A 25496-nucleotide genomic window follows, 5' to 3' on the forward strand; every position below is an offset into this window, starting at 1 on the left:
CGGGCGACGACTGAGAGAATCGACGGATGGCACGCGACGAGCAGGCACTGCGCACGGCGGTCGAGCAATCGGCCGCCGTGCTCACCGCCGCCGGTTTCCCGAAGATGCCGGCGCGCGTGCTGATGGCGCTCCTCGTCGCCGACGACGGCGGACTCACCGCCGCCGAGCTCGGCGAGTCGCTCGGGGTGAGCGCCGCGGCGATCTCGGGCGCGGTGCGCTACCTGCGCACGCTCGGCATCATCCATCGGATGCCGCATCCCGGCAGCCGGCGCGAGCGCTGGGAGATCTTCGACGACGCCTGGTACACCGCGCTCGCGGGCAAGAACTCGGTCTACGGCACCTTCGCCGAGACCGCGGCGCAGGCGATCGACGCGCTCGGCGACCCTTCGTCGGCGGGTGCGCGGCGCACGGGTGAGATGGTCGCGTTCTTCCGCTTCATCGAGGGCAAGATGCCCGAGCTCCTCGCCGAATGGGAGGCGCTGCGGGCCGGGGGCGGCGGCTAGCCGATCCCGAGGCGGCGGATCGCCTCGTCGTGGGCGAGGTGCCAGCGGTGCTGGAACTCGAGCTCGTCGATGCGGCCCTGCGCAAGCTGGGTCTCGGCGGTGTTCATCGTCGCGGCGAGGCGGTTGACCGCGGCACGGCGGGCGAGCAGCTGCTCGTCGACACTGCCGGGAGGCAGTTCGGTCGCGAGCTCCACGACGCCCCGACGGATCCGGCGAGCGCGGAATCCGAGCCCGACGAACAGCACGGCGATCAGCCCGAGCGTCGCCGCGAACGCGGCGCCGATCGGCATGGCGGTGCTGAACCCGGCGAGCCCCATCCAGAAGAGCACCACCGAGAACATCGGAGCCGAGCGCCATGCGCGAAGCCACCGCCGTTCGTGCGTCGAGGAGCCCGGCGGGTAGATCGCGACGGTGCGCACGACGACGCCGTACCGGCCGACGACGGCCGAGGTGGTCCCCCAGCGATGTCGCCCGTCGCGCAGCGCGCACCATTCGCGCCGGCACGCGGCCTGCAGGTTCGGGATCAGGACGGTCTGTGTCATGGATCCGGTTCTACGCCGGACGGAAACTCCACGCGTCGGGTCTCACCGTCTCCAGACGACCGGCGTCCGAATCCATACGCGTTCCTCATGTCATGCCCCCCGGGACTGCAATTGATACAGCAACCGCTGTATCGTTGTATCGTGCTCACCTCCGCCTCCCGACTCGACGTCATGCACCGGCTCGGTCGCGCAATGGCCGACCCCTCCCGCTCGCGCATCCTCCTCTCGCTGCTCGACGGCCCCGCCTACCCGGCCGCGCTCGCCGAGTCGCTGGAGCTGACGCGGCAGAACGTCTCGAACCACCTCGCGTGCCTCCGCGACTGCGGCATCGTCGTCGCCGAGCCCGAAGGCCGGCAGAACCGCTACGAGATCGCCGACCCGCACCTGACGGCCGCACTCGAGAAGCTCGTCAGCGTCACGCTCGCGGTCGACGAATCGGCCGGATGCCTCGACCCGTCGTGTCCCGTGCCGGGCTGCTGCGAGGCATCCGCATGACGACCTCGCTGACCGACGACCGCCGCGCGGTGCTGCACCGCCGGATCCGCCTCATCGTCGGCATCACCATCGGCTACAACCTCATCGAGGCGGGCGTGTCGATCGCCGCGGGCGCCGCGGCCTCCTCGGTCGCGCTCCTCGGGTTCGGCCTCGACTCCCTCGTCGAGGTGCTCTCGGCGGCGGCCGTCGCGTGGCAGTTCACCCGGCGCGAGCCCGAGAGGTACGAGCAGCCCGTGCTGCGGGTGATCGCGTTCGCGTTCTTCGCCCTCGCCGCGTACGTGAGCATCAACGCGATCCTCAGCCTCGCCGGCGTGCTGCCCGAGGCCGAGCACTCGACCCTCGGGCTCGTGATCACCGCGCTGAGCGTCGTCATCATGCCCTTCCTCTCGTTCGCCGAGCGCCGCACGGGCCGCGAACTCGGTTCGGCGACCGCCGTCGCCGACAGCAAGCAGACGCTCATCTGCACGTACCTCTCGGCGGCCGTGCTCGTCGGGCTCGTGCTGAACTCGCTCCTCGGGTGGGCCTGGGCCGACTCGATCGCGGCGCTCGTCATCGCCGTCTTCGCCGTGCGCGAGGGGCTCGAGGCATGGAAGGGCGACACCTGCGCCACGCCCATCGGGATGCTCCTCGAAGAACCCGAGGACCACGACCACGACCACGACCGATGAACGTCGAGCTCCTCTACATCGCGGGCTGCCCGGGCTGGCGGGTCGCCGACGAGCGCACCCGCCGAGCACTCGACGCGCTCGGCCTCCGCGACGTCGTCGTGCGGCACCGCGTCGTCGCCACCGCCGCCGAAGCCGGGGAGTCGGGCTTCGCGGGGTCGCCGACGATCCTCATCGACGGCGCCGACGCCTTCGCGAGCACCGAACGCGTGACCGAGCTGTCGTGCCGGCTCTACCCGACGCCCGAGGGGCTGCGCGGTTCGCCGACGGTCGAGCAGATCGGCGAGGCGCTCCGCGCGCGGCGCCCTGAGCTGTCACACGGCGGCATACGCGGCCGGATGAGGGCGCCGTGAGGATGCCGCGGGGCGGGCGTTAGGGGTCCGTGAGGATCGGCCACGTGGCATCCCGGCGGGTGTTGCATCGGAGACGCAGCGAGCCGCTGCCCGCCGCCGCGCCCGCGTCGACGGCCTCCGAATCCCTGGAGTCCCCGTGCTCGACCTCGTCTACGTCATCGGCATCATCGCCGTGTTCGTACTCGTCGGCCTCATCGCGAGAGGGGTCGAGAAGCTGTGATCTTCTTCGAACTCCTCGCCGCCGCGTTGGGTGTCGCCGCAGTGGTGTACCTGGTGGTCGCCCTCGTGAAACCCGAGCGCTTCTGATGGCCGGGACCGCTGGAATGGAACCGCTGTTCGCCGTCATGCAGGCGGCCACCCTCGCCCTGATCCTCGCGCTGCTGTACCGCCCCCTCGGCGACTACATGGCGCGCCTCTACTCGAGCGAGCGCGACTGGAGGCTCGAGCGGGGGCTCTACCGGCTCATCGGCGTCGACCCGCGCGCCGAGCAGTCGTGGCCCGCGTACCTGCGCGGGGTGCTCGCGTTCTCGGTCGTCGGCGTGCTGTTCGTGTACGTGCTGCAGCGCGCCCAGGCGGTGCTGCCGTACTCGCTCGGACTGCCGGCCGTGCCGGAGGGGCTGTCGTTCAACACGGCCGCGTCCTTCGTCGCGAACACGAACTGGCAGTCGTACTCCCCCGAGCTCACGGTGGGCTACACGGTGCAGCTCGCCGGCCTCGCCGTGCAGAACTTCGTGTCGGCCGCCGTCGGCATCGCCGTCGCCATCACCCTCGTGCGCGGCTTCGCACGCCGCGGTTCGTCGACGATCGGCAACTTCTGGGTCGACCTGTTCCGCGGCTCGTTCCGGCTGCTGCTCCCCCTGTCGGTGATCGGCGCGATCGTGCTCGTCATCGGCGGCGTGGTGCAGAACTTCAACGGGTTCACCGAGGTGACGACGCTCGCGGGCAACACGCAGAACCTGCCCGGCGGCCCGGTCGCCTCGCAGGAGGTCATCAAGCTGCTCGGCACGAACGGCGGCGGGTTCTTCAACGCGAACTCGGCCCACCCGTTCGAGAACCCGACCGCCTGGACGAACCTCTTCCAGAACGTGCTCATGCTCGCCATCCCGTTCGCGCTCCCCCGCACCTTCGGCAAGATGGTCGGCTCGAACAAGCAGGGCTACGCCATCCTCGCCGTCATGGCGACGCTCTACGTGATCTCGCTCACGGCGCTCAGCGCGCTTGAGGCCGCCGGCAACGGCACCGCGCCCGAGCTCGCGGGCGGCGCGATGGAGGGCAAGGAGCAGCGCTTCGGCATCTTCGGGTCCGCCCTGTTCGGGACGACGTCGACGCTCACCTCCACGGGTGCGGTCAACTCGATGCACGACTCGTACACCGCGCTCGGCGGCATGATGCCGATGCTCAACATGATGCTCGGCGAGGTCGCTCCCGGCGGCGTCGGCTCGGGTCTCTACGGCATGCTCGTGCTCGCGGTCATCGCGGTGTTCATCGCGGGCCTGCTCGTCGGCCGCACGCCCGAGTACCTCGGCAAGAAGATCGGGCCGCGCGAGATCAAGCTCGCGAGCCTCTACATTCTCGTCACGCCGACGCTCGTGCTCGCGGGAACCGCGCTGAGCTTCGCGATCCCCGGCGTCCGCGAAGACGTCACGACGACCTCGATCTGGAACCCCGGCATCCACGGCATGAGCGAAGTGCTCTACGCGTTCACGAGCGCGTCGAACAACAACGGCTCGGCGTTCGCCGGACTCACGGCGAACACCCCGTGGTTCAACACGGCGCTCGGCGTCGCGATGCTGCTCGGCCGGTTCATCCCGATCGCCCTCGTCCTCGCGCTCGCCGGCAGCCTCGCCGCGCAGGACAAGGTCCCGTCGACCGCCGGCACCCTGCCCACCCACCGGCCGCAGTTCGTCGGCCTCCTCGTGGGGGTCACGGTCATCGTGACCGCGCTCACCTACTTCCCCGTCCTCACGCTTGGCCCGTTGGCCGAAGGGTTGAACTGACATGTCGATCACCACAGCAACACACGAGCCGGATGCCACGGCGCCCGCGCCGCGGGATCCCCACCCGGGCTCGTCGAAGTCGGGCGGCACCAAGCGCTCGGCGAGCGCCTTCGGGCCTGCGCAGCTCGTCCAGGCGGTGCCCGGCGCGTTCCGCAAGCTCGACCCCAGGCAGATGTGGCGCAACCCCGTCATGTTCATCGTCGAGGTCGGCGCCGCGCTCACGACGGTGCTCGCGGTCGCCGAGCCGTTCCTCGGCGGGCCCGGCACCTCCGGCGGCACCGACGTCCCGGTGAGCTTCACCTGGGGCATCGCGGTCTGGCTCTGGCTGACCGTGCTCTTCGCGAACCTCGCCGAGTCGGTCGCCGAGGGCCGCGGCAAGGCGCAGGCCGACACCCTGCGCCAGACCCGCAGCTCGACGGTCGCGCACCTCGTCGTGAACTACGACGAGGTGTCGGACGCCCTCGCGGAGCGCACGCCGCTCACCGAGCTGTCCTCGGCCGAGCTGAAGCTCGGCGACCTCGTCGTCGTGACCGCGGGCCAGCTGATCCCGGGCGACGGCGACATCGTCCAGGGCATCGCCTCCGTCGACGAGTCGGCGATCACGGGCGAGTCGGCCCCGGTCGTGCGCGAGTCGGGCGGCGATCGCTCGGCGGTCACCGGCGGCACCCGGGTGCTCTCCGACCGCATCGTGGTGCGCATCACCTCGAAGCCGGGCGAGACCTTCGTCGACCGCATGATCGCGCTCGTCGAGGGCGCGTCCCGCCAGAAGACGCCGAACGAGATCGCGCTCAACATCCTGCTCGCGAGCCTCTCGATCGTCTTCGTCGTGGTCGCCCTCACGCTGAACCCGATCGCGTCGTACGCGGCGACGCCCGCGTCGATCCCGGTGCTCGTCGCGCTGCTCGTCTGCCTCATCCCGACGACGATCGGCGCGCTGCTCTCGGCGATCGGTATCGCCGGCATGGACCGGCTCGTGCAGCGCAACGTGCTCGCGATGTCGGGCCGTGCGGTCGAGGCGGCCGGCGACGTCACCACGCTGCTCCTCGACAAGACGGGCACGATCACGTACGGCAACCGCCGCGCGAGCGAGTTCGTGCCGATGCCGGGCGTCGCCGAGCACGAGCTCGTGCGCGCCGCGGCTCGTGCCTCGCTCGCCGACCCGACGCCCGAGGGTGCTTCGATCGTCGAGCTGGCGGGCACCCGCGGCATCCGTTTCGACGAGGCGCCGGCCGGCGAGATCGTGCCGTTCACCGCGCAGACCCGGATGTCGGGGCTCGACCTGCCCGACGGGTCGAGCATCCGCAAGGGCGCCGCCTCGGCGGTCATCGCCTGGGTCGAGGCCTCCGGCCGCATCCCCTCGTCGACGCTCGCCGAGCTCGAGGAGCGCGTCGAGGCGATCTCGACCGGCGGCGGCACGCCCCTCGTCGTGGCGTCGAAGGACGCTGCGGGCGAGGCGTGCCTGCTCGGCGTCGTCCACCTGAAGGACGTCGTCAAGGACGGCCTCACCGAGCGGTTCGCCGAGCTGCGCGCCATGGGCATCCGCACCGTGATGATCACGGGCGACAACCCGCTCACGGCGAAGGCCATCGCGGCCGAGGCCGGCGTCGACGACTACCTCGCCGAGGCCACCCCCGAAGACAAGATGGCGCTCATCAAGCGCGAGCAGGCGGGCGGCAACCTCGTCGCCATGACGGGCGACGGCACGAACGACGCCCCCGCGCTCGCGCAGGCCGACGTCGGCGTCGCGATGAACACGGGCACGTCGGCCGCGAAGGAGGCCGGCAACATGGTCGACCTCGACAGCGATCCGACGAAGCTCATCGAGATCGTGCGCATCGGCAAGCAGCTGCTCATCACGCGCGGCGCGCTCACGACGTTCTCGATCGCGAACGACATCGCGAAGTACTTCGCGATCATCCCGGCGATGTTCGCGGGGATCTTCCCGGGGCTGGCGGTGCTGAACATCATGCAGCTGCACTCGCCGGCCTCGGCGATCATGTCGGCGATCATCTTCAACGCGATCATCATCGTCGTCCTGATCCCGCTCGCGCTCCGCGGCGTGAAGTACAAGGCCGGCGGTGCGTCGTCGATCCTCAGCCGAAACCTGCTGGTCTACGGCCTCGGCGGCATCATCGCGCCCTTCATCGGCATCAAGCTGATCGACCTCGTCGTCAGCCTCATCCCCGGGTTCTAGGGGTTTCGAGACGCGTCCTCCTTCGTCGGGCGCTCCTCAACCAGCTGATTCGAAAGGAAACACATCACCATGAGCACGACTCGTACGACGGTGCGCACCCACTGGGTCGCAGTCCGCGCGATGCTCCTCTTCACCCTGGTGCTCGGGGTGGCCTACACGCTCGTCATCACCGGCATCGGCCAGCTCGCCGCGCCGGCGCAGGCGAACGGCTCGACGGTGCGCGATGCCGAAGGCGAGGTCGTCGGCTCGGCCCTGATCGGCCAGTCCTTCTCCGACGCCGACGGCAACGCGCTCCCCGAGTGGTTCCAGCCCCGGCCGTCGGCGGCCGGCGACGGCTACGACGGCGGCGCCTCGAGCGGCAGCAACCAGGGCCCCGAGAACGCCGACCTCATCGCGGCGATCGACGAGCGCCACGCGGCCATCGCCGAAGCCGACGGCGCCGCCGCCCACGAGGTGCCCGCCGACGCGGTGACCGCCTCGGCTTCGGGACTCGACCCGCACATCAGCCCTGACTACGCCCGGCTGCAGGTGGCGCGCGTCGCCGCAGAGCGAGGCCTCCCCGAGGCAGAGGTCGCCGAGCTCGTCCAATCGTTCGTGCAGGGTCGCGACCTCGGGTACCTCGGCGAGGAGACGGTCAACGTCCTCCGCCTGAACCTGGCCCTCGCCGAACTCTGAGCGAGAAGGAGCACCGGGATGCGCCGGGGTGCCCGACTTCTCGCGAGGTCGGGCACCCCGGTGCGTCGGCGTGAGATGGGAGACTGACGAGATGAGACGCGGACGGTTGCGGGTGCTGCTCGGCGCTGCCCCCGGAGTCGGCAAGACCTACACGATGCTCGAGGAGGGCAAACGGCTCGTCGGCGAGGGCCGCGACGTCGTCGTCGGCTTCGTCGAGACGCATGGGCGACGAGCGACCGCCGCGATGACGCTCGGTCTCGAGATCGTCCCCCGCCGTGCAGTCGTGCACCGCGGGATGACGATCGACGAGATGGACCTCGACGCGGTGCTCGCCCGCAAACCCGAGATCGCGCTCGTCGACGAGCTCGCGCACACGAACGCGCCCGGCTCGCGGCACGCGAAGCGCTGGCAGGACGTCGAGGAGCTGCTCGCGGCCGGCATCGACGTCATCTCCACCGTCAACACGCAGCACATCGAGTCGCTCGGCGACGTCGTGCTGCAGATCACCGGTGCCGAGCAGCGCGAGACGATCCCCGACCGGGTCCTGCGCGCCGCCGACCAGATCGAGGTCGTCGACCTCGCCCCGCAGGCGCTGCGCGATCGGCTCGCGGGCGGGCTCGTCTACCCCGCCGAACGCATCGACGCGGCGCTCTCCAACTACTTCCGCCTCGGCAATCTGACCGCGCTTCGCGAGCTCGCACTGCTCTGGCTCGCCGACGAGGTCGACCAGGCGCTCAAGAAGTACCGCGCCGAGCACGGCATCGACCGCAAGTGGGAGGCGCGCGAGCGCGTCGTCGTCGCCCTCACCGGCGGCCCCGAGGGCGAGACCCTGCTGCGTCGTGGCGCCCGCATCGCCGCGCGCGCCTCCGGGGGCGAGCTCATCGCGGTGCACGTCACGAATCCCGACGGGATGCGGGCGCGGCATCCCGGTGCGCTCGACCGGCAGCGCACCCTCGTCGAGCAGCTCGGCGGCACCTTCCACCAGGTCGTCGGCGAAGACGTGCCGCGGGCGCTCGTCGAGTTCGCGAAGGCGGCGGATGCCACGCAGCTGGTCATCGGCGTGAGCCGCCGCTCCCGTCTCGCGGCGGCCTTCTCGGGTCCCGGGATCGGGGCGACGGTCATCCGCGAGTCCGGCGACATCGACGTGCACATCGTGACGCACGCGGCTGCGGGTTCGGGGTTCTCGCTGCCCCGGCCGGGCGGCGCGCTGAGCCGCAAGCGCCTCGTCTGGGCGTTCGCCCTGGCGCTCGTCGCCGGCCCGGCGCTCAGCTGGCTGCTCACGCGGTTCCACACCGAGACCTCGATCACCAGCGACGTGCTCGCCTACCAGCTCCTCGTCATCGTCGTGACGCTCATCGGCGGCATCTGGCCGGGCCTGTTCGCGGCGGTGCTGTCGGGGCTCACCCTCAACTTCCTCTTCGTCGAACCGCTGTACACGCTCACGATCGCCGACGCCCGCCAGCTGCTCGCGCTCGTCTTCTACGTGGCCAACGCGCTGCTCGTGGCCTACGTCGTCGACCAGGCCGCTCGCCGCACCCGCGAGGCCCGGCGTGCGGCCGCGGAGTCGCAGCTGCTCGCGACCCTCGCCGGCAGCGTGCTGCGCGGCGAGGATGCGCTGCAGGCCATGGTGACCCGCACCCGCGAGGCCTTCGGGCTCACCGGGGTGCGCCTCCTCGTCGACGGCGAAACCCGGGTCGCCGACGGCGAACCGGCGCGCGACGACCGGGTGACCGAGGTGCCGATCGGTGCGCACGGTGTGCTCGAGCTGCACGGGGCCGACCTCGAGGCATCCGAACGCCGCCTGCTGCAGGTCATCGCGACGCAGCTCGACCAGGCCATCGAGCACGGTGCGCTCGCCCGCGCGGCCGAAGCCGCAGTGGGCCTCGCCGAGACCGACCGGGTGCGCTCGGCGCTGCTCGCCGCCGTCGGCCACGACCTGCGCCGCCCGCTCACCTCGGCGTCGGCCGCCGTGAGCGCGCTGCGCTCCCCCGATCTCGAGCTGCCTGCCGGCGAACGCGAGGAGCTGCTCGCCACCGCCGCAGAGAGCCTCGACTCGCTCGCCGAACTCGTCACGAACCTGCTCGACGTCAGCCGTGTGCAGGCGGGGGCGCTCGCGGTCACGCTCGCGGCGACCGAGGTCGCCGATGTCGTGTTCCCCGCCCTCGACGAGCTCGGCCTTGGACCGGGTGAGATCGAGCTCGACCTCGCCGACGAGCTGCGGCCGGTGCTCGCGGATGCGGTGTTGCTGCAGCGGGTCGTGGTGAACCTGCTCGCGAACGCGGTGCGTCACACGCCCGACGGCGAGCGCGTGCGACTCGCCGCCTCGACGTTCCAGGGGCGCGTCGAACTCCGCGTCGTCGACCGGGGACCCGGCATCCCGGCCGAACGACGCGACGAGGTGTTCACCCCGTTCCAGCGGCTCGGCGACACCGACAACGACACCGGCCTCGGGCTCGGCCTCGCCCTCTCGAAGGGGTTCGTCGAGGGGATGGACGGCACACTGGAAGTCGACGACACCCCCGGTGGCGGCCTCACGATGGTCGTCACCCTGCCGGCCGCCGAGGAGGCGCGATGAGGATCCTGCTCGCCGACGACGACAGCCAGCTGCAGCGCGCGTTGCGCATCACCCTGGGCGCGCGCGGCTACGAGGTCGTGTCGGCGCACGACGGCGCCGAGGCGATCGACCTCGCGGCGAGCGCCCACCCCGACCTCGTGCTGCTCGATCTCGGCATGCCGAAGGTCGACGGCCTCGACGTGATCCGGGCGGTCCGGGCCTGGTCGAGCGTGCCGATCCTCGTGCTCTCGGGCCGCACCGACTCGGCCGAGAAGGTCGAGGCGCTCGACGCCGGCGCCGACGACTACGTCACGAAGCCCTTCGCGATGGACGAGCTGCTCGCCCGCATCCGGGCCCGCTCGCGCCGTCCGGCCGGCGACGAGGACACGGCGGCCGTGCATCGCATCGGGGAGCTCGAGGTCGACCTCGCCGCGCGCGTCGTGCGACCCGTCGCGTCGGCGGGCGGCGGCCGCGAGGCATCCGTTCGCCTGACCCCGACCGAGTGGCGACTGCTCGAGCTCTTCCTCAAGCACCCGGGGCGCCTCCTCACCCGCGAGATGCTGCTGAGCGAGGTGTGGGGGCCGTTCCACGCGAACGACGCCGGCTACCTGCGGCTCTACGTCGCGCAGCTGCGGCGCAAGCTCGAGCCGGTGCCCGCAGAGCCCCGCCACTTCGTCAACGAACCGGGCATGGGCTACCGCTTCGAACCGTGACCGGCGGCGGCGCGCAGCGCCGACGGGCTGGCCGGGCTCGGCTTCAGGCGTCGAGCGCGGCGAGCTGCTCGAACCAGTGCGCCGCGGTCGTGCCGTCGAACGGGGCCCGCCCCTGCCGCACCGCGGCGAGCACCGCCTCGGCGTCGGCGCGCACGCGTGCGACGAGCTCTGCGGGGTACGAGAAGGCCACGGCGTGCGCGGCGAACTCGTCCTCGTCGTCGATGAACGCCGGCACGCCGTCGCGCGCGATGACGTCGAGATCGAGGTCGACGTACGAGACCGTCCAGCCCGAGGCATCCGCCCGCCATTCGGGCACGGTTGCGAGGTCGACGTAGATGCCGAGCCCGCGCGGATGCCCGAGGTTGAATGCCGGCAGCCATCCCGACGGGCCGACGAGCGTGAGCGACGGCCAGTCGGCCGTGAACTCGTTGCCCGGCCGTGCGAAGCGCGTGCCCGGCGGGAAGCCGATCCAGTCGCCGTGCTCGTCGGCGCCCAGCCAACGGCCGTCGAACGCCCAGTGCGGCGACTCGCCCCACTTGAGGGCGCGCATTCGAACGGGCTCGCCCGGGAGGATGCGGCGGGTCGGGAGGTCGCTCATCCGACCACCGTAGTCCGGGGCGCCTGCCGGCCGGCCTGCACGGTCCCGCCCGGGGATGCCTCGGGGATGCACCGAGGATGCACGCGGATGCGCCGTACGCGATGTCCGGAATCCGCCGGAGGCGCACCGGGCTCCCGGCGAGGCTGGAAGCCCCAGACCAGGAAGGCGACCCACGTGGGAACTCTGACCTCGCTCGACGCGCACACGCGCGGCACCCGGCACACGCCGATCTCACCCGCGATCCTCTACTTCGGCACCCAGGTTTCGCTGCTGTCGACGGTCGACGATTCGGGGCACCCGAACCTCGCCCCGAACTCCTCGGTGTGGTGGCTCGGCCAGACCGCGATGCTCGGCGTCGCCGCCCGCAGCCAGACCGGCCGCAACCTCATGTCCAGCGGCGAGGCCGTGATCAACCTGCCTTCGGTCGACCACGTCGACGCCGTCGACCGGCTCGCCCTCACGACCGGCCGCGACCCGGTGCCCGAGCGCAAGGCTGGGGCGGGCTACCGGCACGTGCGCGACAAGTTCGCCGCGGCCGGCCTCCGACCCCTGCCCGCCGAGACGGTCGCGCCTCCGCGTGTGGCCGAGTTCCCGGTGCACCTGGAGGGCCGCGTGGTCGCGATCCATCCGATGGGCGGGGCGCCGTCGGCGGCAGAGGCGAGCCTCCTCGCGGTCGAACTGGGCATCACCCGCGTGCACGTGGTCGACGCGCTGCGCATGGCGGGCCACTCCGACCGCATCGACCCGACGCGCTGGCGCCCGCTCATCATGAACTTCCAGCGCTTCTTCGGGCTCGGCGACGAGGCCATGCCCTCGCGCCTCGCGAGCATCGACGAGGAGTGGTACCGCGGCTGAGGCGCCGCCGCTGGAGACGGGAATGGTCAGGCCCTTTCGGGCACGGTCAGTCGGTCAGGCCCGATCGGGCGCGTCGACGTCGGGAGCGGCCGCCGCGCCGCGCACGCCCCGCGAGCGCGCCCGCAGCTGCACGGCGAATCCCGCGCCGAGCAGGAGGAACCCGGACGCGGCGAGGAGCGCCCAGCGCGAGGCATCCGCGAGCCCGAGCGACAGCGCGTCGGCGACCGCCGGACCCTGCTCGCCCAGCTGCCCCTCGGTGCCCTGCGCGCGCAGCGCGGGGATGTTCGCGCCCGCCGACTGCTCGGTCGCGTCGATCACCTGCTGCTCGGCGGCCGCGGGCAGGCCCTGCTGCCCGTCGAGCTGCGCGGGCAGCGCGACGGCGAGCCCCGCGGCGAGCACCGCGCCGATGATCGCGGTGCCGAGGGCCGAGCCCACCTGCCGCACGGTGCTCTGCGTCGCCGACCCCTGCCCGGACTGCTCGGGCGGGATGTCGGCGAGGACGGTCCCGGTGAGCTGCGCCGAGGCGAGCCCGAGCCCGAGCCCATACAGCGCGAGCACCGCGGCGAGCCACCAGCCCGACATCTCGGGGCCGAGCAGGAGGGCGGCGATCACGGCGCCGGCGAACTCGATCGCGAGGCCGAGGAGCACGACGTTCGGCGCGCCGAACCGCTCGGAGAGGTGCCGCGCGGAGGCGCCGGACACGAAGGCGCCGAGCCCCATCGCGGCGAGCACGAAGCCCGCGGTGAGGGTCGAGAGGCCGAGCGCGTTGACGATGAACAGCGGCAGCACGAACAGGATGCCGAACTCGCCGACGGCGACGCAGAGGGCGACGAGGTTGCCCCAGGTGAACGTCGGCACGGAGAAGAGGCGCACGTCGAGGATCGCGGAGCGACCGTTGCGGGCGCGGTGCCGCTCCCACAGCACGAAGAGGGTGAGCGAGACGACGCCGACGGCGAGCGCGATCGGCACGGGCGAGACGGGCCAGTCGGCCGGCCACGTCCACCCGAAGATCTCGAAGGGCTGCTCGGGTGCCCACCAGCCGAGCGAACCGCCCTCGATGAGGCCGAACACGAGTGCGCCGAAACCGATCGCGGAGAGCAGGAGCCCGTCGATGTCGAGACCGGGGCTCGTGACGTGCGCGCGGGTCTCGTCGACGGTGAAGATCGCCATGACGATGATCAGGATGCCGAACGGCAGGTTCACGAGGAAGATCCACGGCCAGCCGAACGACTCGGTGAGCCAGCCGCCGAGGAGCGGCCCGAGGGCCGCGACGCCCGAGATGACGGCGCCCCAGACGCCGAATGCGACGGCCCGGTCGCGCCCGCGGAAGGTCGCGTTGACGGTCGACAGGGTCGCCGGGAGGATGAACGCGCCGCCGATGCCCTGCACGAGCCGGGCGAGGATGAGCGAGTCGCCGTTGGAGGCGAGCGCCGCGAACAGGCTGCCGACGAGGAACACGACGATGCCCGCGAACATCGCCCCGCGCCGCCCGAGCCGGTCTCCGAGGCGGCCCGCCGTGAGCAGCAGCGCCGCGAACACGACCGAGTAGATGCCGTTGACCCACTGCGCCTCGCTGAAGTCGAGGTCGAGTTCGGTGATGAGGGTCGGCAGTGCGACGCCGACGATGGTGCCGTCGAGCACGATCATCGAGAGGGCGGCGGCGAGGACGCCGAGCCCCACCCAGCGCCGTGCGCCGGTCTTGCCCTGCGCCGCTTCGGTCTCCGTCATCGCGTTCCCCCTTCGCGGGTCCAGCCTGCCTGCCTGCCCGGCCGGCCGGCGATGCCCCACCTGCCAACGATATTGGCGCAGGTGGTCACGACGAATCCATCGAACGGCGGAATCGGCTGCAGCCGCCTACGCTTGAAGCCGTGGACTGCGCGTACTTCGACGCGGGGCGCTGCACCTCGTGCGCCCTCATGGGTCGGCCGTACCCCGAGCAGCTCGCGGGCAAGCAGGCGCACGCCGAGGCGCTGCTCGCCCCGTTCGACGTGCCCGTGTGGATGCCCGCGGTCGCGAGCCGCGAGGACGGCTACCGCAACAAGGCGAAGATGGTCGTCGGCGGCACGGTGGATGCCCCGACGATCGGCATCCTCGACGCCGACGGGCACGGCGTCGACCTCGAGGCGTGCGGCATCTGCTCGCCCGGGCATCGGGCCGCCTTCCCCGTGCTGGCGCGGTTCATCACCCTCGCCGGCCTCACTCCGTACGACGTACGCCGTCGCACGGGCGAGCTCAAGCACCTCATCGTCACCGAGTCGCCCGACGGCGAACTCATGATCCGCTTCGTGCTGCGCTCGACCGAACCGGTGCCGCGCCTGCGCAAGCACCTGCCGACGCTCCTCGCCGAGCTGCCGCACGCGCGCGTCGTGACGGCGAACGTGCTGCCCGAGCACAAGGCGGTGCTCGAGGGCGAGCACGAGATCGTGCTGACCGAGGCCGCGACCCTGCCGATGCGCCTCAACGACGTGACGATGCACCTGCGCCCGCAGAGCTTCTTCCAGACGAACACCGAGATCGCCGCCGCCCTCTACGCGGAGGCCCGCGACTGGATCCGCGACCTCGCACCCGACACCGCCTGGGACCTCTACTCGGGCGTCGGCGGCTTCGCCCTGCACCTCGCCGACGCCGACGGCGCGGGGCCCGAGGTCACCGGCATCGAGACGAGCGTCGAGGCGGTCGCGAGCGCCGAGCTCTCACGGTCGGATGCCGCGCTCTCGCACCTGCGGTTCGCCTCGGGCGATGCCACGGCCTTCGCCCTCGGCGCCGCGGCCGGGGAGGCCCCCGATCTCGTGATCGTGAACCCGCCCCGGCGCGGCATCGGCGCCGAGCTCGCCGGCTGGCTCGAGGCATCCGAGGTCTCGCACGTGCTCTACTCGAGCTGCAACGCGGCCTCGCTCGCGAAGGATCTCGCGGCGATGCCGTCGCTGAAGCCGGTGCGGGCGCGCGTGTTCGACATGTTCCCGCAGACGACGCACTTCGAGGTGATGGTGCTGCTCGAGCGGCGCACGCTGTCGGTCGAGTAGCGACGAAGGAGCGTATCGAGACCGCGGTGGCCTCGATACGGCGCCGGCGCGCCTCCTCGACCGACGAGGCGCGGCTACGCCCCCGCCGGCACCTGCTGCGTGATGCAGTGCGGTCCGCCGCCGCCGAAGGCGATGGTCTCGCCGGGCACGCCCACGATCTCGCGGTCGGGGTGCACGCCCGCGAGGAACTCGAGGACCCGCTCGTCGCGCTCGTCGCCACCGACGGGCACGATGACGGCGCCGTTCGCGAGGTAGTGGTTGGCGTACGACACCTCGACGTCGGGGTCGGGGTCGAGCCGATCGATCTGCAGCGTGCGACCTGCGGCGTCGGGTGAGGCCTGCAGACGGGCGAGGTTCGCCTGCGCCCGCTCGAACTCGGTCGACCGGGGGTCCGTCGGCACCTCGAGCAGCACGCGCCCGGGGGCGACGTACTGGGCGACGCCGTCGACGTGCCCGTCGGTGCCGGCGGGGCCGGTGTCGAGGCTGTGGCCGAAGGGCAGCCAGGTGACGGTCGTGACGCCGAGGTAGTCGCGCAGGCCCTGTTCGATCTCGGCCTTCGTGAGGTGCGGGTTGCGGTTGGGGTTGAGCAGGCACTGCTCGGTCGTGAGGAGCGACCCCTCGCCGTCGACGAAGAACGCCCCGCCCTCGAGCACGAAGGGCGCGGTGAACAGCGGCACGCCGAAGTGGGCGGCGAGGCGGTCGGGCACGAGCTGGTCGCTGTCGTGCGGGTGCCAGCGCTCGCCCCACGCGTTGAAGCGGAACTTCACGGCGGCGAGCCCGCCCGCCTCGTTCGTGACGAACGCGGGGCCGCTGTCGCGCGCCCAGGAGTCGTCGACGGGCACCTCGAGCGGCTCGACGCCCGAGCCGCAGAGGCTCCGAACCTCGGCGGAGAGGCCGGGGTTGCAGAGCATGACGACGGGCTCGAACGCGGCGATCGCGCGGGCGACGGCGGCGTAGTCGCGCTTGGCGTCCTCGAAGCGGTCGCGCCAGAGTTCGCGGCGGGCGGGCCAGATCATCACGCACGCGGAGTGCGGCCCCCATTCGGCGGGCATCGAGTAGCCGGCCTCGGCCGGGGTCGGCTCGGTTCGGGTCGGGGTGGGAGTCGTCTGAGTCACGGCGGACCTCCAGTGATCACGCGTCGGTGCGGAATGCGATATCCGACTATTTTGGATGAGAACAAAGAATCTGGCAAGTGCGCCCGCCGGGGCGCGCGGGATGCCACGCGACACGCTCACGGCACGGCGAAACGCCCCCGGATGGCGCGGCGGACGCCGCAGGGCAGCGCGAAGCATCCCCGCCGAAACGGGTCATGGGCGAGCGCGTCAGCGGCGCGCGGGCTCCCCGAGGAACGCCGCCGCGCTCTGCAGGCAGAGCGCGAGCAGCCGCTCGTGGTCGACGCCCGTCGCGCCGACCGTCAGCTGGATCGACAAGCCGTCGATCGTGGCCGAGAGGATCTGCGCGACCTCGTCGAGGTCGTCGAAGGCGAAGGCGCCGCGCTCGCGCCCGTACTCGAGCACGTCGCGGAGGATCTGCCGCCAGCCCTCGTCGAGCTCGTTGTGCACCTCGGAGACGACGTCGTCGGTCGCCGCGTCGGACCACACCTGGAACCAGAGGATCCAGCCGGGGTCGCCGCGACCGTTCGACGCCGACAGCTCGATCAGCCGTTCGAGGCGCGCCCACGGCTCCTCGATGCCGCCGAGCTCGGCCTCGGCCTGCTCGACGAGCGACTCCTCGCTCTGACGGATCGCGAGCATCAGCAACTCGGTCTTCGACGGGAAGTAGTAGGTGATGTGCCCCGGGCGCATGCCCGCGCGCTCGGCGATGTCGGAGACGCGCACGTTCGCGAGCCCCAGTTCGGCGATCGCCTTCGCCGCCGCCTCGACGACGAGCTCTTCGCGGGCCCTGCCCTTGGCACGCCGGTCGGTCACCACGTCACACCGCCGCCCTCTCGCTCATCGCGTCACCATCCTAGCCAGCGCCCCCATGCGCGGCGCCGCCGCGAGCAGCGTCGCCGTGTACGGGTGGTGCGGGTCGCGGAACAGCTCCTCGGTGGGGCGATCCTCGACGATGCGGCCGCCCGTCATCACGACGACCCGCTCGGTGAGGTGCCGCACGACGGCGAGGTCGTGCGAGATGAACAGCAGCGTCAGGCCGAGCTCGGCGCGCAGCCGCTCGAGCAGGTTGAGGATGGCGGCCTGCACCGAGACGTCCAGGGCTGCGACCGACTCGTCGGCGATGAGGATCTCGGGTTCGAGGGCGAGCGCCCGCGCGATGCCCACCCGCTGCCGTTGCCCGCCCGACAGCCGGCGCGGGTACGCGGCGAGGAGCGAGGTCGGCAGTTCGACGAGTTCGAGGAGCTCGGCCGAGCGGCGCGGCACCTCGGCGGCGGGCACCATGCGGTGCACCTTGAGCAGTTCGCCGAGCGTCTGCCCGATCGTCATCGACGGGTTGAGCGACGCGCTCGGGTCTTGGAAGACCATCTGGATGCGCCGCGTCTCGGCCTTGCTGCGGTGCTTCGCGAGCGGCGCTCCGTCGAGCTCGATCGAGCCGGCGTCGAGCTCGACGAGCCCGACGATCGCACGGGCGAGGGTCGATTTGCCGCACCCCGACTCCCCCACGATGCCGACCGCCGAGCCGCGTTCGACGACGAGGTCGACCCCGTCGAGGGCGTGCAGCACGGGCACGGGTCTCCCCTGCAACCGCGCGGCGAACGCCGAACCGGTGCGGTAGCTCACCCTGAGTCCACGGGCCTCGAGATGCGCGGTCATGCGACGACCTCCAATCGGGTCTGCGATACCCGAGGCTGCGGCGCGGGCAGCGACTCGGGGTGGATGCACGCCGTGGCGCGCAGTCCGTCGACGCCGACGAGCACGTGGGCGGCGGTCAGGCAGTCGTCCTGCGCGAACGCGCAGCGGGCGGCGAAGCGGCACCCCTCGGGGAAGCGCCGCGGGTCGGGCGGCGAGCCCGGGATCGTCGCGAGGGCCTCGCCACCGCCGGCGAACGACGGCGCCGAGGCCAGCAGGGCCGCGGTGTACGGATGCCTCGGCGAGCGCAGCACGTCATCGACCGGGCCGACCTCCACGAGACGCCCCGCGTACATCACGGCGACCCGGTCGCACACCTCGGCGACGACCGCGAGGTCGTGCGAGACGAACACCATGGCGAGGCCGCGCTCCTCGCGCAGGCGCCGCAGCAGCTCGAGGATCTGCGCCTGCACCGTCACGTCGAGCGCCGTGGTGGGCTCGTCGCAGAGCAGCAGCTCGGGTTCGGTGGCGAGGGCGGCCGCGATCATGACGCGCTGGCGCAGCCCTCCCGAGAGTTCGTGCGGCCACATGCGGGCGCGCCGCGCGGGCTCGGGGATCCCGACGTCGGCCATGAGCTCGAGCACCCGTGCGCGCACCTCGCGACGTGGCATCCGGCCCCTCGCCCTGACCGCCTCGCCGATGAGGTCGCCGACCCGCATCGTCGGGTTGAGCGCCGTCATCGGCTCCTGGAACACCATCGCGACCCCGTGCCCGCGCACCCGCTCGGCGTCGCGGACGACGTCGCCGCCGAGCGCGAAGCGCAGGTCTCCCGCGGCGGTCGCCCCAGGGGGCAGGAGGCCGAGGACGGCCTTCAACGAGAGGCTCTTCCCCGAGCCCGACTCACCGACGATGCCGAGCGACTCACCGGCGGCGACCTCGAACGAGACGCCGTCGACGGGATGCATCGTGCCGCCGCCGACCGGGAGGTCGACGCGGAGCCCGCTCACGCTGAGCACGGTGCGGCTCACTTCCTGGTCCATTCTTCGATCCCCTCTCCGATGAGGCTGAGGCCGAGGCCGAAACCCACGACGAGCAGGCCCGGCACCGTCGACAGCCACCACTGCTCGCGGATGTACGGCTGCCCGGCGGCGATCATCGCGCCCCACTCGGGCGTCGGCGCCTGGATGCCGAGGCCGAGGAAGGACAGCGCAGCGAGGCCGAGGGTCGCGCCGACGATGTCGCTCGGCAGGTAGACGAGCGTCTGCCCCACCGAGTTCGGGAACACGTGCCGCCACAGCACCCGCCGCGGCGACAGGCCGGAGGCGCGGGCGGCCGAGACGTACTCGAGGCCGCGCGTGCGCAGCACCTCGGTGCGGATGAGCCTCGCGTACGCCACCCACGCGATGAGCGTGAACGCGACGAGGATCGATGGCACGCCCGGCCCGAGCACGAAGACGAGGGCGATGATGAGGATGTACGTCGGGAACGCCTGCACCACGTCGGAGATGCGCATGATGACGCCGTCGACCCAGCCGCCGCGGAACCCCGCGATCGCACCGAGCACCGTGCCGAGCACCGCGGGCAGCGCCGCCCCGAGGAACCCGACGAGGAGGTCGATGCGCGAGGCGTACACGAGTCGCGAGACGACGTCGCGGCCGAGCTCGTCGGTGCCGAGCCAGTGCGCCGGGCTCGGGTCGGCGAGCGCGTTCGCGATGTCCTGCTCGAGCGGGTCGTACGGCGCGATGAGCGGAGCGAGCACCGCGACGAGCACGTAGGCCGTGACGATGCCGGTGCCGACCCAGACCCGGCGCGGCAGGCGAACCCGCTCGGCGCCGTTCCCTGTTCCGTTCCCTGAGCCGTTCCCAGCGCCGGGCACGGCACGCTCGGGCAGCACACCGACGGCCGCGGCGGTGACGGTGGTCACTGGGCCGGCGTTCATGATTCGACCTCCAGTCGAGGATCGGCCATCGAGGTGACGATGTCGGCGATGAGGAACACGAGCACCACGGCGACGGCGAACAACAGGGTGTAGCCCTGGATCGAGGGGATGTCGCGCTGCCGGGCCGCGAGCACGATGCCCTGGCCGATGCCGGGCAGGGCGAACGTCGTCTCGACGACGACGGCCCCGAACAGCAGGTAGCCGAGGTTCAGCGCGAAGATCGACACCGTCGGAGGCGCGGCGTTCCGCAGCACGAAGCGCGACATGATGCGCGAACGGCCGATGCCGAGCGAACGCGCGGTCGTGACGTGCTCGGCGCCGAGCACCGTGATCATGCTCGCCCGGAGGCTCCGCACCTGGAGGGGCGCGATCGAGAGGGCGAGCGTGAGCGCGGGCAGCACGATCGACCGCAGATGCTCGGCCGGGGTGTCGCCGAACCCGCCCACCGGGAACCACCCCGTCGGCAGCGCCACCGTGAGGATGAGGATGATGCCCACCCAGAACGACGGCATCGAGAGGGCGACGAGCCCGAACGCGCGCGTCGCGTGGTCGAAGGCGCGGTCGGGGCGGCGCGCCGAGAACATCGCGAGCGGCACCGAGATCGCGAGCGAGAGCAGCGTGCCGACGCCGAGCAGCCACACCGTGACCGGCAGCCGCTCGGCGATGAGGCTCGACACCGGCTCGTTCGACTTGAACGAGTAGCCGAGGTTGCCGGTGAGCACCTCGCCGACGTAGCGGAAATACTGCACGATCGCCGGGTCGTCGAGCCCGAGCTGCGTGCGCACGAGCGCGAGCTCGGCGTCGGAGGCGCGGAGCCCCACGATGAGCCGGGCGGGGTCGCCCGGCGTCACCTTGAGGATGAGGAAGACGAGCAGCACGATCGCGAAGAGCAGCGGGATCGCGAACACCAGCCGCTTCGCGATGAACAGATAGCGGCCCATGGCTACTCGCCGAGCTCGATCGCGTCCCACGCGTACATGCCCCACGGCGCGGGGGCGAAGCCCGAGACCCGGTCGGAGACGCCGTGCAGCACCTGGAACTCGGCGAGGCTGATCGCCTGCGCGTTCGCGATGGCGTCGTTCTGCACGGCCTCGACGATCGCCTGCTTCTCCTCGGGCGACTCGGTCGCGGTGTAGGCGAAGAACTGCTGCTCGACCGTCTCGCCCTCGAAGCCCGAGAACAGCCACGAGGTGCCGTGGATCCAGCCGAGCGGGTCGACGACGTCGGGCGAGACCGCACCGTACGACCACAGCACCAGGTCGGCGTCGAGCCCGTACGCCCGGCTGAGGAACGCACCCGTCTCCAGCGCCGAGAGCGTCACCTCGACGTCGATCTCGGCGAGGTTCGCGGCGACGACCTGCGCCACGAGGTGGTCAGTGGGGTTCGCGGCGTCGTAGATGAGCTCGAGCGGGCCGGGCTCGGGCGTCGCCGAGGCGGCCAGGAGCTCGCGCGCCTCGTCGAGATCGAGCGAGAAGGGCACGGCGCTCGGCGCCGCCCAGTTCTCGAGATTCGGGGGGATGATCCCGCGGGGCGCCGAACCGTAGCCGCGGAACGCACCCTCGACGATCGAGTCGTAGTCGATGGCATTGGCGATCGCGCGGCGCAGCTGCGGGTCATCCAGCGGTGCGCGCGTCGTGTTGAAGCTCAGGTGCTCGACCTGCCCGACCGGCAGCGCGACGAGCCCGTCGCCGTACTGCTTCGCGTCGATCGCCGAGACGTACTCGGCGATGTCGATCTGCCCCGCCTGGAACTGGGCGCCGCGCTCGGTCGCGTCGGGGATGACCTCGATCTCGACGCGCTCGACGTGCGGGCGTCCCTCGAGGTAGTAGTGAGGGTTCTTCTCGAGCACGATGCGGCCGCCCGGCGACCAGTCGGCCACGACGAAGGCGCCCGCGCCGGTCGGCTTCGCGAAGTACTCGTCCTTCGAGAGGCCGCCGAAGTCGACCGGGAAGATCGCCGACGACGACCACGTCATGAGCACCGGCAGCGTCGAGTCGGGGGCGGCGAGCGAGAAGACGGCGGTGCGCTCGTCGGGGGTGGTGACGCCCGCGAGGTTCGCGTACAGGGCGCCGTAGTTCGGGCCCTCGGCCCAGACGCCGGCCGAGAAGGCGACGTCCGACGAGGTGAGCGGGGTGCCGTCACTGAAGCTCGTGCCCTCGCGGAGCACGAAGGTCCAGGTGAGGGCGGCGGGGTCGTACGTCCACGACTCGGCGAGACCCGCTTCGACGCCGAGGCCGTCGGGGGCGACGCGCAGCAGCGGCTCGAGCACGCCCTGCAGGGTCTGGTAGGTGGAGTAGGCGGCGGCCTTGTCGGGGTCCCACCCGTCGAACGACTCGGAGCGGGCGACGTGCAGGGTGTCGGCGTCGGCCGGGTCGGCGGCGCCGCCGGTCGGGCTGCAGGCGGCGAGCGCGGCGACCGCGAACGCACCGGCGAGTGCGGCGAACGCCTTCGTCATGGAGGGGGCCATGAGGGGCTCCTGTCCCCGGCGACGACGTCGTCACCGGTCGAATTTGGATGGTATCCAAATATCATCGACGGCGACCGCCCGCTTGTCAAACGTCGCGGCGCCCGAGTCTCGGCACAGCCCCGAAGGAGGTCCCGATGCGCGGCGGAGGACCGTGGCATCCCGTCTTGAATCGCGGGCGCACGCAGATCGGGTACTCGGGCGCGCTCGCGCAGCACCCTCTCACGATCGAGTGGGCAATGGTTGCTCCAAGATCACGCGGGAACGTTCATATCCGCCCACTCGATCGCGTGGGGACGGCGGAGGGGCGACGCAGGAGCGGCGCCGGCCCGCGGCATCCCGACGCTCGCGCTCAGCGCGACTGCGCGCGCTCCGCCCGCACCCCGCCGACCACGGTCGCGAACAGGCAGACGGCGATGATCGCCTCGGCCCAGAAGAACGCGAGGTAGTCGATGAGCGAGCCGATCGGCGGCGCACCGGGCGCGGCGTTGCGGAACCCCGCGATCGCGAACAATGTCGCCGCCATCCAGCCGAGGGCGGGCCAGACGAGCCCGCGCCGCTCCGACACGACCACCCACGCGCCGATCGCGACGGCGATCGCGAGCGCCCACATCGCGAGGATCATGAAGATCGCGAAGGTCATGACGCTCACCGAACGCGCGAGCCCGAGCTCGACGACGGCCGCATTCGACTCCTCGAAGCCCTCCGCCGTCATCCCGAAGAGCGCGTCGCGGTTCGTGAGCTCGAGGTGCACCGGCACGATGCTGCCGCCCTGCCGGGCGGTGAACTCGAGCGTCGCGTCGTACCGGTCGAACGGGTAGGCGGTGATGGCGCCGCCGCCGAGCGCGACGGGCACATCGACCGAGGCGATCCGCTCGTTCGCGGGGAAGAAGGGGTCGGTCTTCATCGCCGCCGAGGTGAGGATCTCGAGGTCCTCCGCGGGCGACAGTCCGCCCTCCGTCGTGAGCGAGCCGCGCGGCACGACGAGCATCCGCAGCACCAATTCGCCGCTCGCCGCGTCGACGCGCACGATCGTGGCGGTGATGTCCACCCGGTCCTCGGCATCGGCCGAGCCGACCTCGACCGGCCGCGCGCCCGCCGCGCCACCGAGCTGCGACCACGCGGCACCCGCGCCGACGAGCAGCACGACGACGAGCACGGCCGCCCACGGCAGCCAGGGTCGGCGCTTCGCCGTCGACTCGGCCGCCGCATCCGCATCCGCCCTCGGATCCGCCTCGCTCGCCTCCGCCGCCGTCACGTCGGTCACCGCGCCCCCCTTGATCGCCTCAGCTCGCCGCTGCCCGCCGGCTCACTCGTCGGGCTCACCCGGCAGGTCGTGCGTCGCGCAGTGGATGCCTCCGCCCCCTGAGGCGACCGTGTCGATCGCGAGCGGCACGATGTCGCGGTCGGGGAAGTGCTCCTGCAGGATGTCCTGCGCGCGACGGTCGGCGCTCGCGTCGCCGAACTCGGGGAGGAACACCGCGCCGTTCGCGATGTAGAAGTTGACGTACGAGGCGAGGAAGTCGTCGCCCTCGCCCCGGATCTTCGCGAAGTCGGGCTGCGGCAGCTCGATGACCTCGAAGCCGCGCCCCGTGGCATCCGTCGCCGATGAGAGCACCTTGCGCGCCTGCGCGCTCGACTGCGCCCAGACGTCGTCGGGCGCCCCCGGCCCCGGCACGTCGAGGAGGACGACCCCCGGCGCGACGAAGCGCACGAGGGAGTCGACGTGGGCGTCGGTGATGTCCTCGCCGTAGACGCCGTCGAACCAGACCACCTTCTGCATGCCGAGGAGCCGCATGAGCTCAGCCTCGACGTCGTCGCGCGAGAAGCCGGGGTTGCGGTTGTCGTTGACGATCGAGCTCTCGGTGACGAACAGGGTGCCCTGCCCGTCGGTCTCGAACGAGCCGCCCTCGGCGACGAGGGAGGCGACGATGCGCGGGATCTCGAACTCGGCGAGCACGGCCGCACCGACCCGCGCGTCGTTGACGTGGACCTGCTTGTCGCCCCAGCCGTTGAAGTTGAAGTCGACGCCCTCGACGCCGTCGGGCCCCTCGACGAAGACGGGCACGGTGTCGCGCGCCCACAGGTCGTCGACGGCGACGGTCAGGATCTCGACGTCGTCACCGGCCTCGTACTGCGCGTCCTCCTCATCGCCGGGCGAGGCGAGGAGCACGACCGGCTCATAGGCGGCGATCGCCGCGGCGACCGAGGCGATGTCGTCGCGCACGTACTGGAGGTCTTCGCCCCAGATCGTCTCGGTCGGCCATGACATGACCGTGAGTTCGTGCGACTCCCACTCTGCGCCGAGCCTGCGGTCCATGGCGGCCTGCCCTTCGGTGCTCGCCTCGCCGGCGCCCGACTGGGCACCACCGTTCGCGGGGGTGCAGCCGGCTGCGCCGACGCCGATCAGGCCGAGTCCGGCCGCGGTGAGCACCCCTCGTCGAGAGATCTGGAATCCCGACATCGCTCCACCTCCTGTGAATTGGATTTCATCCAATATAGGTGGATGCCTCGGCACCGCCCGCATCGAACGATCCGCTCCATGGCGCATTCACAGGGTGGCACACGAGCCCGCCGCGCGACAGCCATCCGCCCGGAACACCCGACGGAGACGGACGCTCGCGACCTGCGCCCGCGTCGACCGGACCCCCCGATCGACGCGGCGCGGGTCACCGCTTGCGCGACTTGATCACGCCCTCCTCGAGCTTCTCGCGCTTCTGCGCGCGCTTCTCCTTGAGTGAGAGTTGGGCGGTCTTCTTCTCGCCGTTTCCACGCGGGGATTTCTTCGACATTCGAGCTCGCTTCCCTTCATCAGCTGGCGGGCTTCCGAAGACCATAGCCCGGTTCCACGCGGAAGTCACTTCGTGCAGGAAATCACACCTGTTCAGGAAATTTCCCGAGCCGCGGGCTATGCTGGAAGGTCATGCGAAAGGAGGTGGACATGCGAAAGATCCCATTGATCCCCGCAATCCTGATCGTCGCGACCTGGTTGTTCGCGGTCGGTTTCGCGCTCGCGTACGAGCTGCGTCAGGGCGAGTGGCTCGAGGCCGACGCCGTGGCCGACGCCGTCGGCATCGGTGCCGCCACGGTCGGCGTCGTCGGCGTCGTCACGGGCGTCGCGTGGCTTGCCGCCGGGCCCGCACGCCGCCGGCTCGCCGCAGCCCGCGGCTGACCCCACCGCG

The 25496-nt window shown here is 71.8% G+C and carries 26 protein-coding genes; 13 read left to right on the forward strand and 13 right to left on the reverse strand.

Annotated elements, in window-relative coordinates; genetic code table 11:
* Window positions 1-26 precede the first annotated feature (26 nt).
* A complete protein-coding gene (locus ACFVTX_RS14660; protein WP_386901337.1) occupies window positions 27-503 on the forward strand; it encodes a GbsR/MarR family transcriptional regulator in 477 nt (158 codons plus the stop codon).
* On the opposite strand, the gene ACFVTX_RS14665 is transcribed toward ACFVTX_RS14660, so the two are convergent.
* Entirely contained in the window at window positions 500-1045 is a 546-nt protein-coding gene (locus ACFVTX_RS14665; protein WP_386901338.1) for a DUF6611 family protein, read from the reverse strand. The two genes, ACFVTX_RS14660 and ACFVTX_RS14665, sit on opposite strands and share 4 nt — an antisense overlap.
* 141 nt (window positions 1046-1186) lie before the next feature.
* Between ACFVTX_RS14665 and ACFVTX_RS14670 the strand changes: the two genes are divergently transcribed.
* From ACFVTX_RS14670 to ACFVTX_RS14710, 9 genes are all read left to right on the forward strand, one after another.
* Complete coding sequence (locus tag ACFVTX_RS14670) at window positions 1187-1540, forward strand: ArsR/SmtB family transcription factor (RefSeq protein WP_386901340.1); 354 nt, start codon at window positions 1187-1189, stop codon at window positions 1538-1540.
* Window positions 1537-2208 (forward strand): cation transporter, encoded by a 672-nt coding sequence (locus ACFVTX_RS14675; protein WP_386901342.1) that lies wholly within the window; start codon window positions 1537-1539, stop codon window positions 2206-2208. Before ACFVTX_RS14670 ends, ACFVTX_RS14675 begins: the two co-directional genes overlap by 4 nt.
* Window positions 2205-2558 carry a thioredoxin family protein gene (locus ACFVTX_RS14680; protein ID WP_386901344.1) on the forward strand — a complete coding sequence of 118 codons (354 nt, stop codon included), beginning with the start codon at window positions 2205-2207 and terminating at the stop codon, window positions 2556-2558. The genes ACFVTX_RS14675 and ACFVTX_RS14680 overlap by 4 nt, the downstream gene beginning before the upstream one ends.
* Before the next feature lie 216 nt (window positions 2559-2774).
* Window positions 2775-2864: a potassium-transporting ATPase subunit F gene (locus ACFVTX_RS14685; RefSeq protein WP_022889412.1), complete on the forward strand. Its 90-nt coding sequence runs from the start codon at window positions 2775-2777 to the stop codon at window positions 2862-2864.
* A 17-nt stretch (window positions 2865-2881) separates the two neighbouring features.
* Window positions 2882-4555, forward strand: a complete 1674-nt coding sequence (gene kdpA / locus ACFVTX_RS14690) for a potassium-transporting ATPase subunit KdpA (RefSeq protein WP_386901346.1) — start codon at window positions 2882-2884, stop codon at window positions 4553-4555.
* A 1-nt stretch (window position 4556) separates the two neighbouring features.
* Window positions 4557-6749, forward strand: a complete 2193-nt coding sequence (gene kdpB / locus ACFVTX_RS14695) for a potassium-transporting ATPase subunit KdpB (protein WP_386901348.1) — start codon at window positions 4557-4559, stop codon at window positions 6747-6749.
* Between the two features lie 69 nt (window positions 6750-6818).
* The gene (gene kdpC, locus ACFVTX_RS14700) at window positions 6819-7424 is read left to right on the forward strand and encodes a potassium-transporting ATPase subunit KdpC (RefSeq protein ID WP_386901350.1); all 606 of its coding nucleotides are present in this window, start codon (window positions 6819-6821) and stop codon (window positions 7422-7424) included.
* 91 nt (window positions 7425-7515) lie between these two features.
* A complete protein-coding gene (locus ACFVTX_RS14705; protein ID WP_386901352.1) occupies window positions 7516-9999 on the forward strand; it encodes an ATP-binding protein in 2484 nt (827 codons plus the stop codon).
* Window positions 9996-10691 carry a response regulator transcription factor gene (locus tag ACFVTX_RS14710; protein ID WP_386901354.1) on the forward strand — a complete coding sequence of 232 codons (696 nt, stop codon included), beginning with the start codon at window positions 9996-9998 and terminating at the stop codon, window positions 10689-10691. Before ACFVTX_RS14705 ends, ACFVTX_RS14710 begins: the two co-directional genes overlap by 4 nt.
* A 43-nt stretch (window positions 10692-10734) precedes the next feature.
* On the opposite strand, the gene ACFVTX_RS14715 is transcribed toward ACFVTX_RS14710, so the two are convergent.
* Window positions 10735-11289 (reverse strand): DUF402 domain-containing protein, encoded by a 555-nt coding sequence (locus tag ACFVTX_RS14715; protein ID WP_386901356.1) that lies wholly within the window; start codon window positions 11287-11289, stop codon window positions 10735-10737.
* A 174-nt stretch (window positions 11290-11463) separates the two neighbouring features.
* On the opposite strand from ACFVTX_RS14715, the gene ACFVTX_RS14720 reads away from it, so the two are divergent.
* Window positions 11464-12144 carry a flavin reductase family protein gene (locus ACFVTX_RS14720; RefSeq protein WP_386901357.1) on the forward strand — a complete coding sequence of 227 codons (681 nt, stop codon included), beginning with the start codon at window positions 11464-11466 and terminating at the stop codon, window positions 12142-12144.
* Between the two features lie 54 nt (window positions 12145-12198).
* On the opposite strand, the gene ACFVTX_RS14725 is transcribed toward ACFVTX_RS14720, so the two are convergent.
* A complete protein-coding gene (locus tag ACFVTX_RS14725) occupies window positions 12199-13872 on the reverse strand; it encodes a DHA2 family efflux MFS transporter permease subunit (RefSeq protein WP_386901359.1) in 1674 nt (557 codons plus the stop codon).
* Window positions 13873-14012: 140 nt separating this feature from the next.
* On the opposite strand from ACFVTX_RS14725, the gene rlmC reads away from it, so the two are divergent.
* Complete coding sequence (gene rlmC, locus ACFVTX_RS14730; RefSeq protein WP_386901361.1) at window positions 14013-15167, forward strand: 23S rRNA (uracil(747)-C(5))-methyltransferase RlmC; 1155 nt, start codon at window positions 14013-14015, stop codon at window positions 15165-15167.
* 74 nt (window positions 15168-15241) lie between these two features.
* Here rlmC and ACFVTX_RS14735 read toward each other — a convergent pair whose 3' ends face one another.
* The 10 genes from ACFVTX_RS14735 to ACFVTX_RS14780 all read right to left on the reverse strand — a co-directional run bounded on the left by ACFVTX_RS14735 (window position 15242) and on the right by ACFVTX_RS14780 (window position 25106).
* Window positions 15242-16282, reverse strand: coding sequence for an agmatine/peptidylarginine deiminase (locus tag ACFVTX_RS14735; protein WP_386901363.1), 1041 nt, complete (start codon window positions 16280-16282; stop codon window positions 15242-15244).
* Window positions 16283-16489: 207 nt separating this feature from the next.
* Window positions 16490-17095: a TetR/AcrR family transcriptional regulator gene (locus ACFVTX_RS14740; RefSeq protein ID WP_386901365.1), complete on the reverse strand. Its 606-nt coding sequence runs from the start codon at window positions 17093-17095 to the stop codon at window positions 16490-16492.
* Between the two features lie 24 nt (window positions 17096-17119).
* On the reverse strand, window positions 17120-17935 hold the full coding sequence (locus ACFVTX_RS14745; RefSeq protein WP_386901367.1) for an ATP-binding cassette domain-containing protein: 816 nt from the start codon (window positions 17933-17935) through the stop codon (window positions 17120-17122).
* Complete coding sequence (locus tag ACFVTX_RS14750) at window positions 17932-18951, reverse strand: ABC transporter ATP-binding protein (protein WP_386901369.1); 1020 nt, start codon at window positions 18949-18951, stop codon at window positions 17932-17934. Before ACFVTX_RS14750 ends, ACFVTX_RS14745 begins: the two co-directional genes overlap by 4 nt.
* Window positions 18936-19850 carry an ABC transporter permease gene (locus tag ACFVTX_RS14755; RefSeq protein WP_386901371.1) on the reverse strand — a complete coding sequence of 305 codons (915 nt, stop codon included), beginning with the start codon at window positions 19848-19850 and terminating at the stop codon, window positions 18936-18938. Before ACFVTX_RS14755 ends, ACFVTX_RS14750 begins: the two co-directional genes overlap by 16 nt.
* A complete protein-coding gene (locus ACFVTX_RS14760; RefSeq protein WP_386901373.1) occupies window positions 19847-20791 on the reverse strand; it encodes an ABC transporter permease in 945 nt (314 codons plus the stop codon). The genes ACFVTX_RS14755 and ACFVTX_RS14760 overlap by 4 nt, the downstream gene beginning before the upstream one ends.
* A gap of 2 nt (window positions 20792-20793) precedes the next feature.
* A complete protein-coding gene (locus ACFVTX_RS14765) occupies window positions 20794-22317 on the reverse strand; it encodes an ABC transporter substrate-binding protein (RefSeq protein WP_386901375.1) in 1524 nt (507 codons plus the stop codon).
* Window positions 22318-22666: 349 nt separating this feature from the next.
* Complete coding sequence (locus tag ACFVTX_RS14770; protein ID WP_386901377.1) at window positions 22667-23581, reverse strand: DUF4436 domain-containing protein; 915 nt, start codon at window positions 23579-23581, stop codon at window positions 22667-22669.
* A gap of 42 nt (window positions 23582-23623) precedes the next feature.
* The gene (locus ACFVTX_RS14775) at window positions 23624-24778 is read right to left on the reverse strand and encodes an agmatine deiminase family protein (protein WP_386901379.1); all 1155 of its coding nucleotides are present in this window, start codon (window positions 24776-24778) and stop codon (window positions 23624-23626) included.
* Window positions 24779-24983: 205 nt separating this feature from the next.
* Window positions 24984-25106 carry a hypothetical protein gene (locus ACFVTX_RS14780; protein ID WP_386901381.1) on the reverse strand — a complete coding sequence of 41 codons (123 nt, stop codon included), beginning with the start codon at window positions 25104-25106 and terminating at the stop codon, window positions 24984-24986.
* Window positions 25107-25255: 149 nt separating this feature from the next.
* Here ACFVTX_RS14780 and ACFVTX_RS14785 point away from each other — a divergent pair, with 149 nt between their 5' ends.
* On the forward strand, window positions 25256-25486 hold the full coding sequence (locus tag ACFVTX_RS14785) for a hypothetical protein (protein ID WP_386901382.1): 231 nt from the start codon (window positions 25256-25258) through the stop codon (window positions 25484-25486).
* The last annotated feature ends 10 nt before the right edge of the window (window positions 25487-25496 follow it).

The organism is Agromyces sp. NPDC058136, assembly GCF_042884375.1.
GTDB lineage: Bacteria > Actinomycetota > Actinomycetes > Actinomycetales > Microbacteriaceae > Agromyces.

Bases quoted from the DNA above. Each gene is read 5' to 3' on its own strand.
- ACFVTX_RS14660 (WP_386901337.1), top strand. From the start codon at position 27: ATGGCACGCGACGAGCAGGCACTGCGCACGGCGGTCGAGCAATCGGCC.
- ACFVTX_RS14665 (WP_386901338.1), bottom strand. From the start codon at position 1,045: ATGACACAGACCGTCCTGATCCCGAACCTGCAGGCCGCGTGCCGGCGC.
- ACFVTX_RS14675 (WP_386901342.1), top strand. From the start codon at position 1,537: ATGACGACCTCGCTGACCGACGACCGCCGCGCGGTGCTGCACCGCCGG.
- ACFVTX_RS14680 (WP_386901344.1), top strand. From the start codon at position 2,205: ATGAACGTCGAGCTCCTCTACATCGCGGGCTGCCCGGGCTGGCGGGTC.
- kdpA (WP_386901346.1), top strand. From the start codon at position 2,882: ATGGAACCGCTGTTCGCCGTCATGCAGGCGGCCACCCTCGCCCTGATC.
- kdpB (WP_386901348.1), top strand. From the start codon at position 4,557: ATGTCGATCACCACAGCAACACACGAGCCGGATGCCACGGCGCCCGCG.
- kdpC (WP_386901350.1), top strand. From the start codon at position 6,819: ATGAGCACGACTCGTACGACGGTGCGCACCCACTGGGTCGCAGTCCGC.
- ACFVTX_RS14705 (WP_386901352.1), top strand. From the start codon at position 7,516: ATGAGACGCGGACGGTTGCGGGTGCTGCTCGGCGCTGCCCCCGGAGTC.
- ACFVTX_RS14710 (WP_386901354.1), top strand. From the start codon at position 9,996: ATGAGGATCCTGCTCGCCGACGACGACAGCCAGCTGCAGCGCGCGTTG.
- ACFVTX_RS14715 (WP_386901356.1), bottom strand. From the start codon at position 11,289: ATGAGCGACCTCCCGACCCGCCGCATCCTCCCGGGCGAGCCCGTTCGA.
- ACFVTX_RS14725 (WP_386901359.1), bottom strand. From the start codon at position 13,872: ATGACGGAGACCGAAGCGGCGCAGGGCAAGACCGGCGCACGGCGCTGG.
- ACFVTX_RS14745 (WP_386901367.1), bottom strand. From the start codon at position 17,935: ATGACCGCGCATCTCGAGGCCCGTGGACTCAGGGTGAGCTACCGCACC.
- ACFVTX_RS14750 (WP_386901369.1), bottom strand. From the start codon at position 18,951: ATGGACCAGGAAGTGAGCCGCACCGTGCTCAGCGTGAGCGGGCTCCGC.
- ACFVTX_RS14755 (WP_386901371.1), bottom strand. From the start codon at position 19,850: ATGAACGCCGGCCCAGTGACCACCGTCACCGCCGCGGCCGTCGGTGTG.
- ACFVTX_RS14760 (WP_386901373.1), bottom strand. From the start codon at position 20,791: ATGGGCCGCTATCTGTTCATCGCGAAGCGGCTGGTGTTCGCGATCCCG.
- ACFVTX_RS14765 (WP_386901375.1), bottom strand. From the start codon at position 22,317: ATGGCCCCCTCCATGACGAAGGCGTTCGCCGCACTCGCCGGTGCGTTC.
- ACFVTX_RS14775 (WP_386901379.1), bottom strand. From the start codon at position 24,778: ATGTCGGGATTCCAGATCTCTCGACGAGGGGTGCTCACCGCGGCCGGA.
- ACFVTX_RS14780 (WP_386901381.1), bottom strand. From the start codon at position 25,106: ATGTCGAAGAAATCCCCGCGTGGAAACGGCGAGAAGAAGACCGCCCAA.
- ACFVTX_RS14785 (WP_386901382.1), top strand. From the start codon at position 25,256: ATGCGAAAGATCCCATTGATCCCCGCAATCCTGATCGTCGCGACCTGG.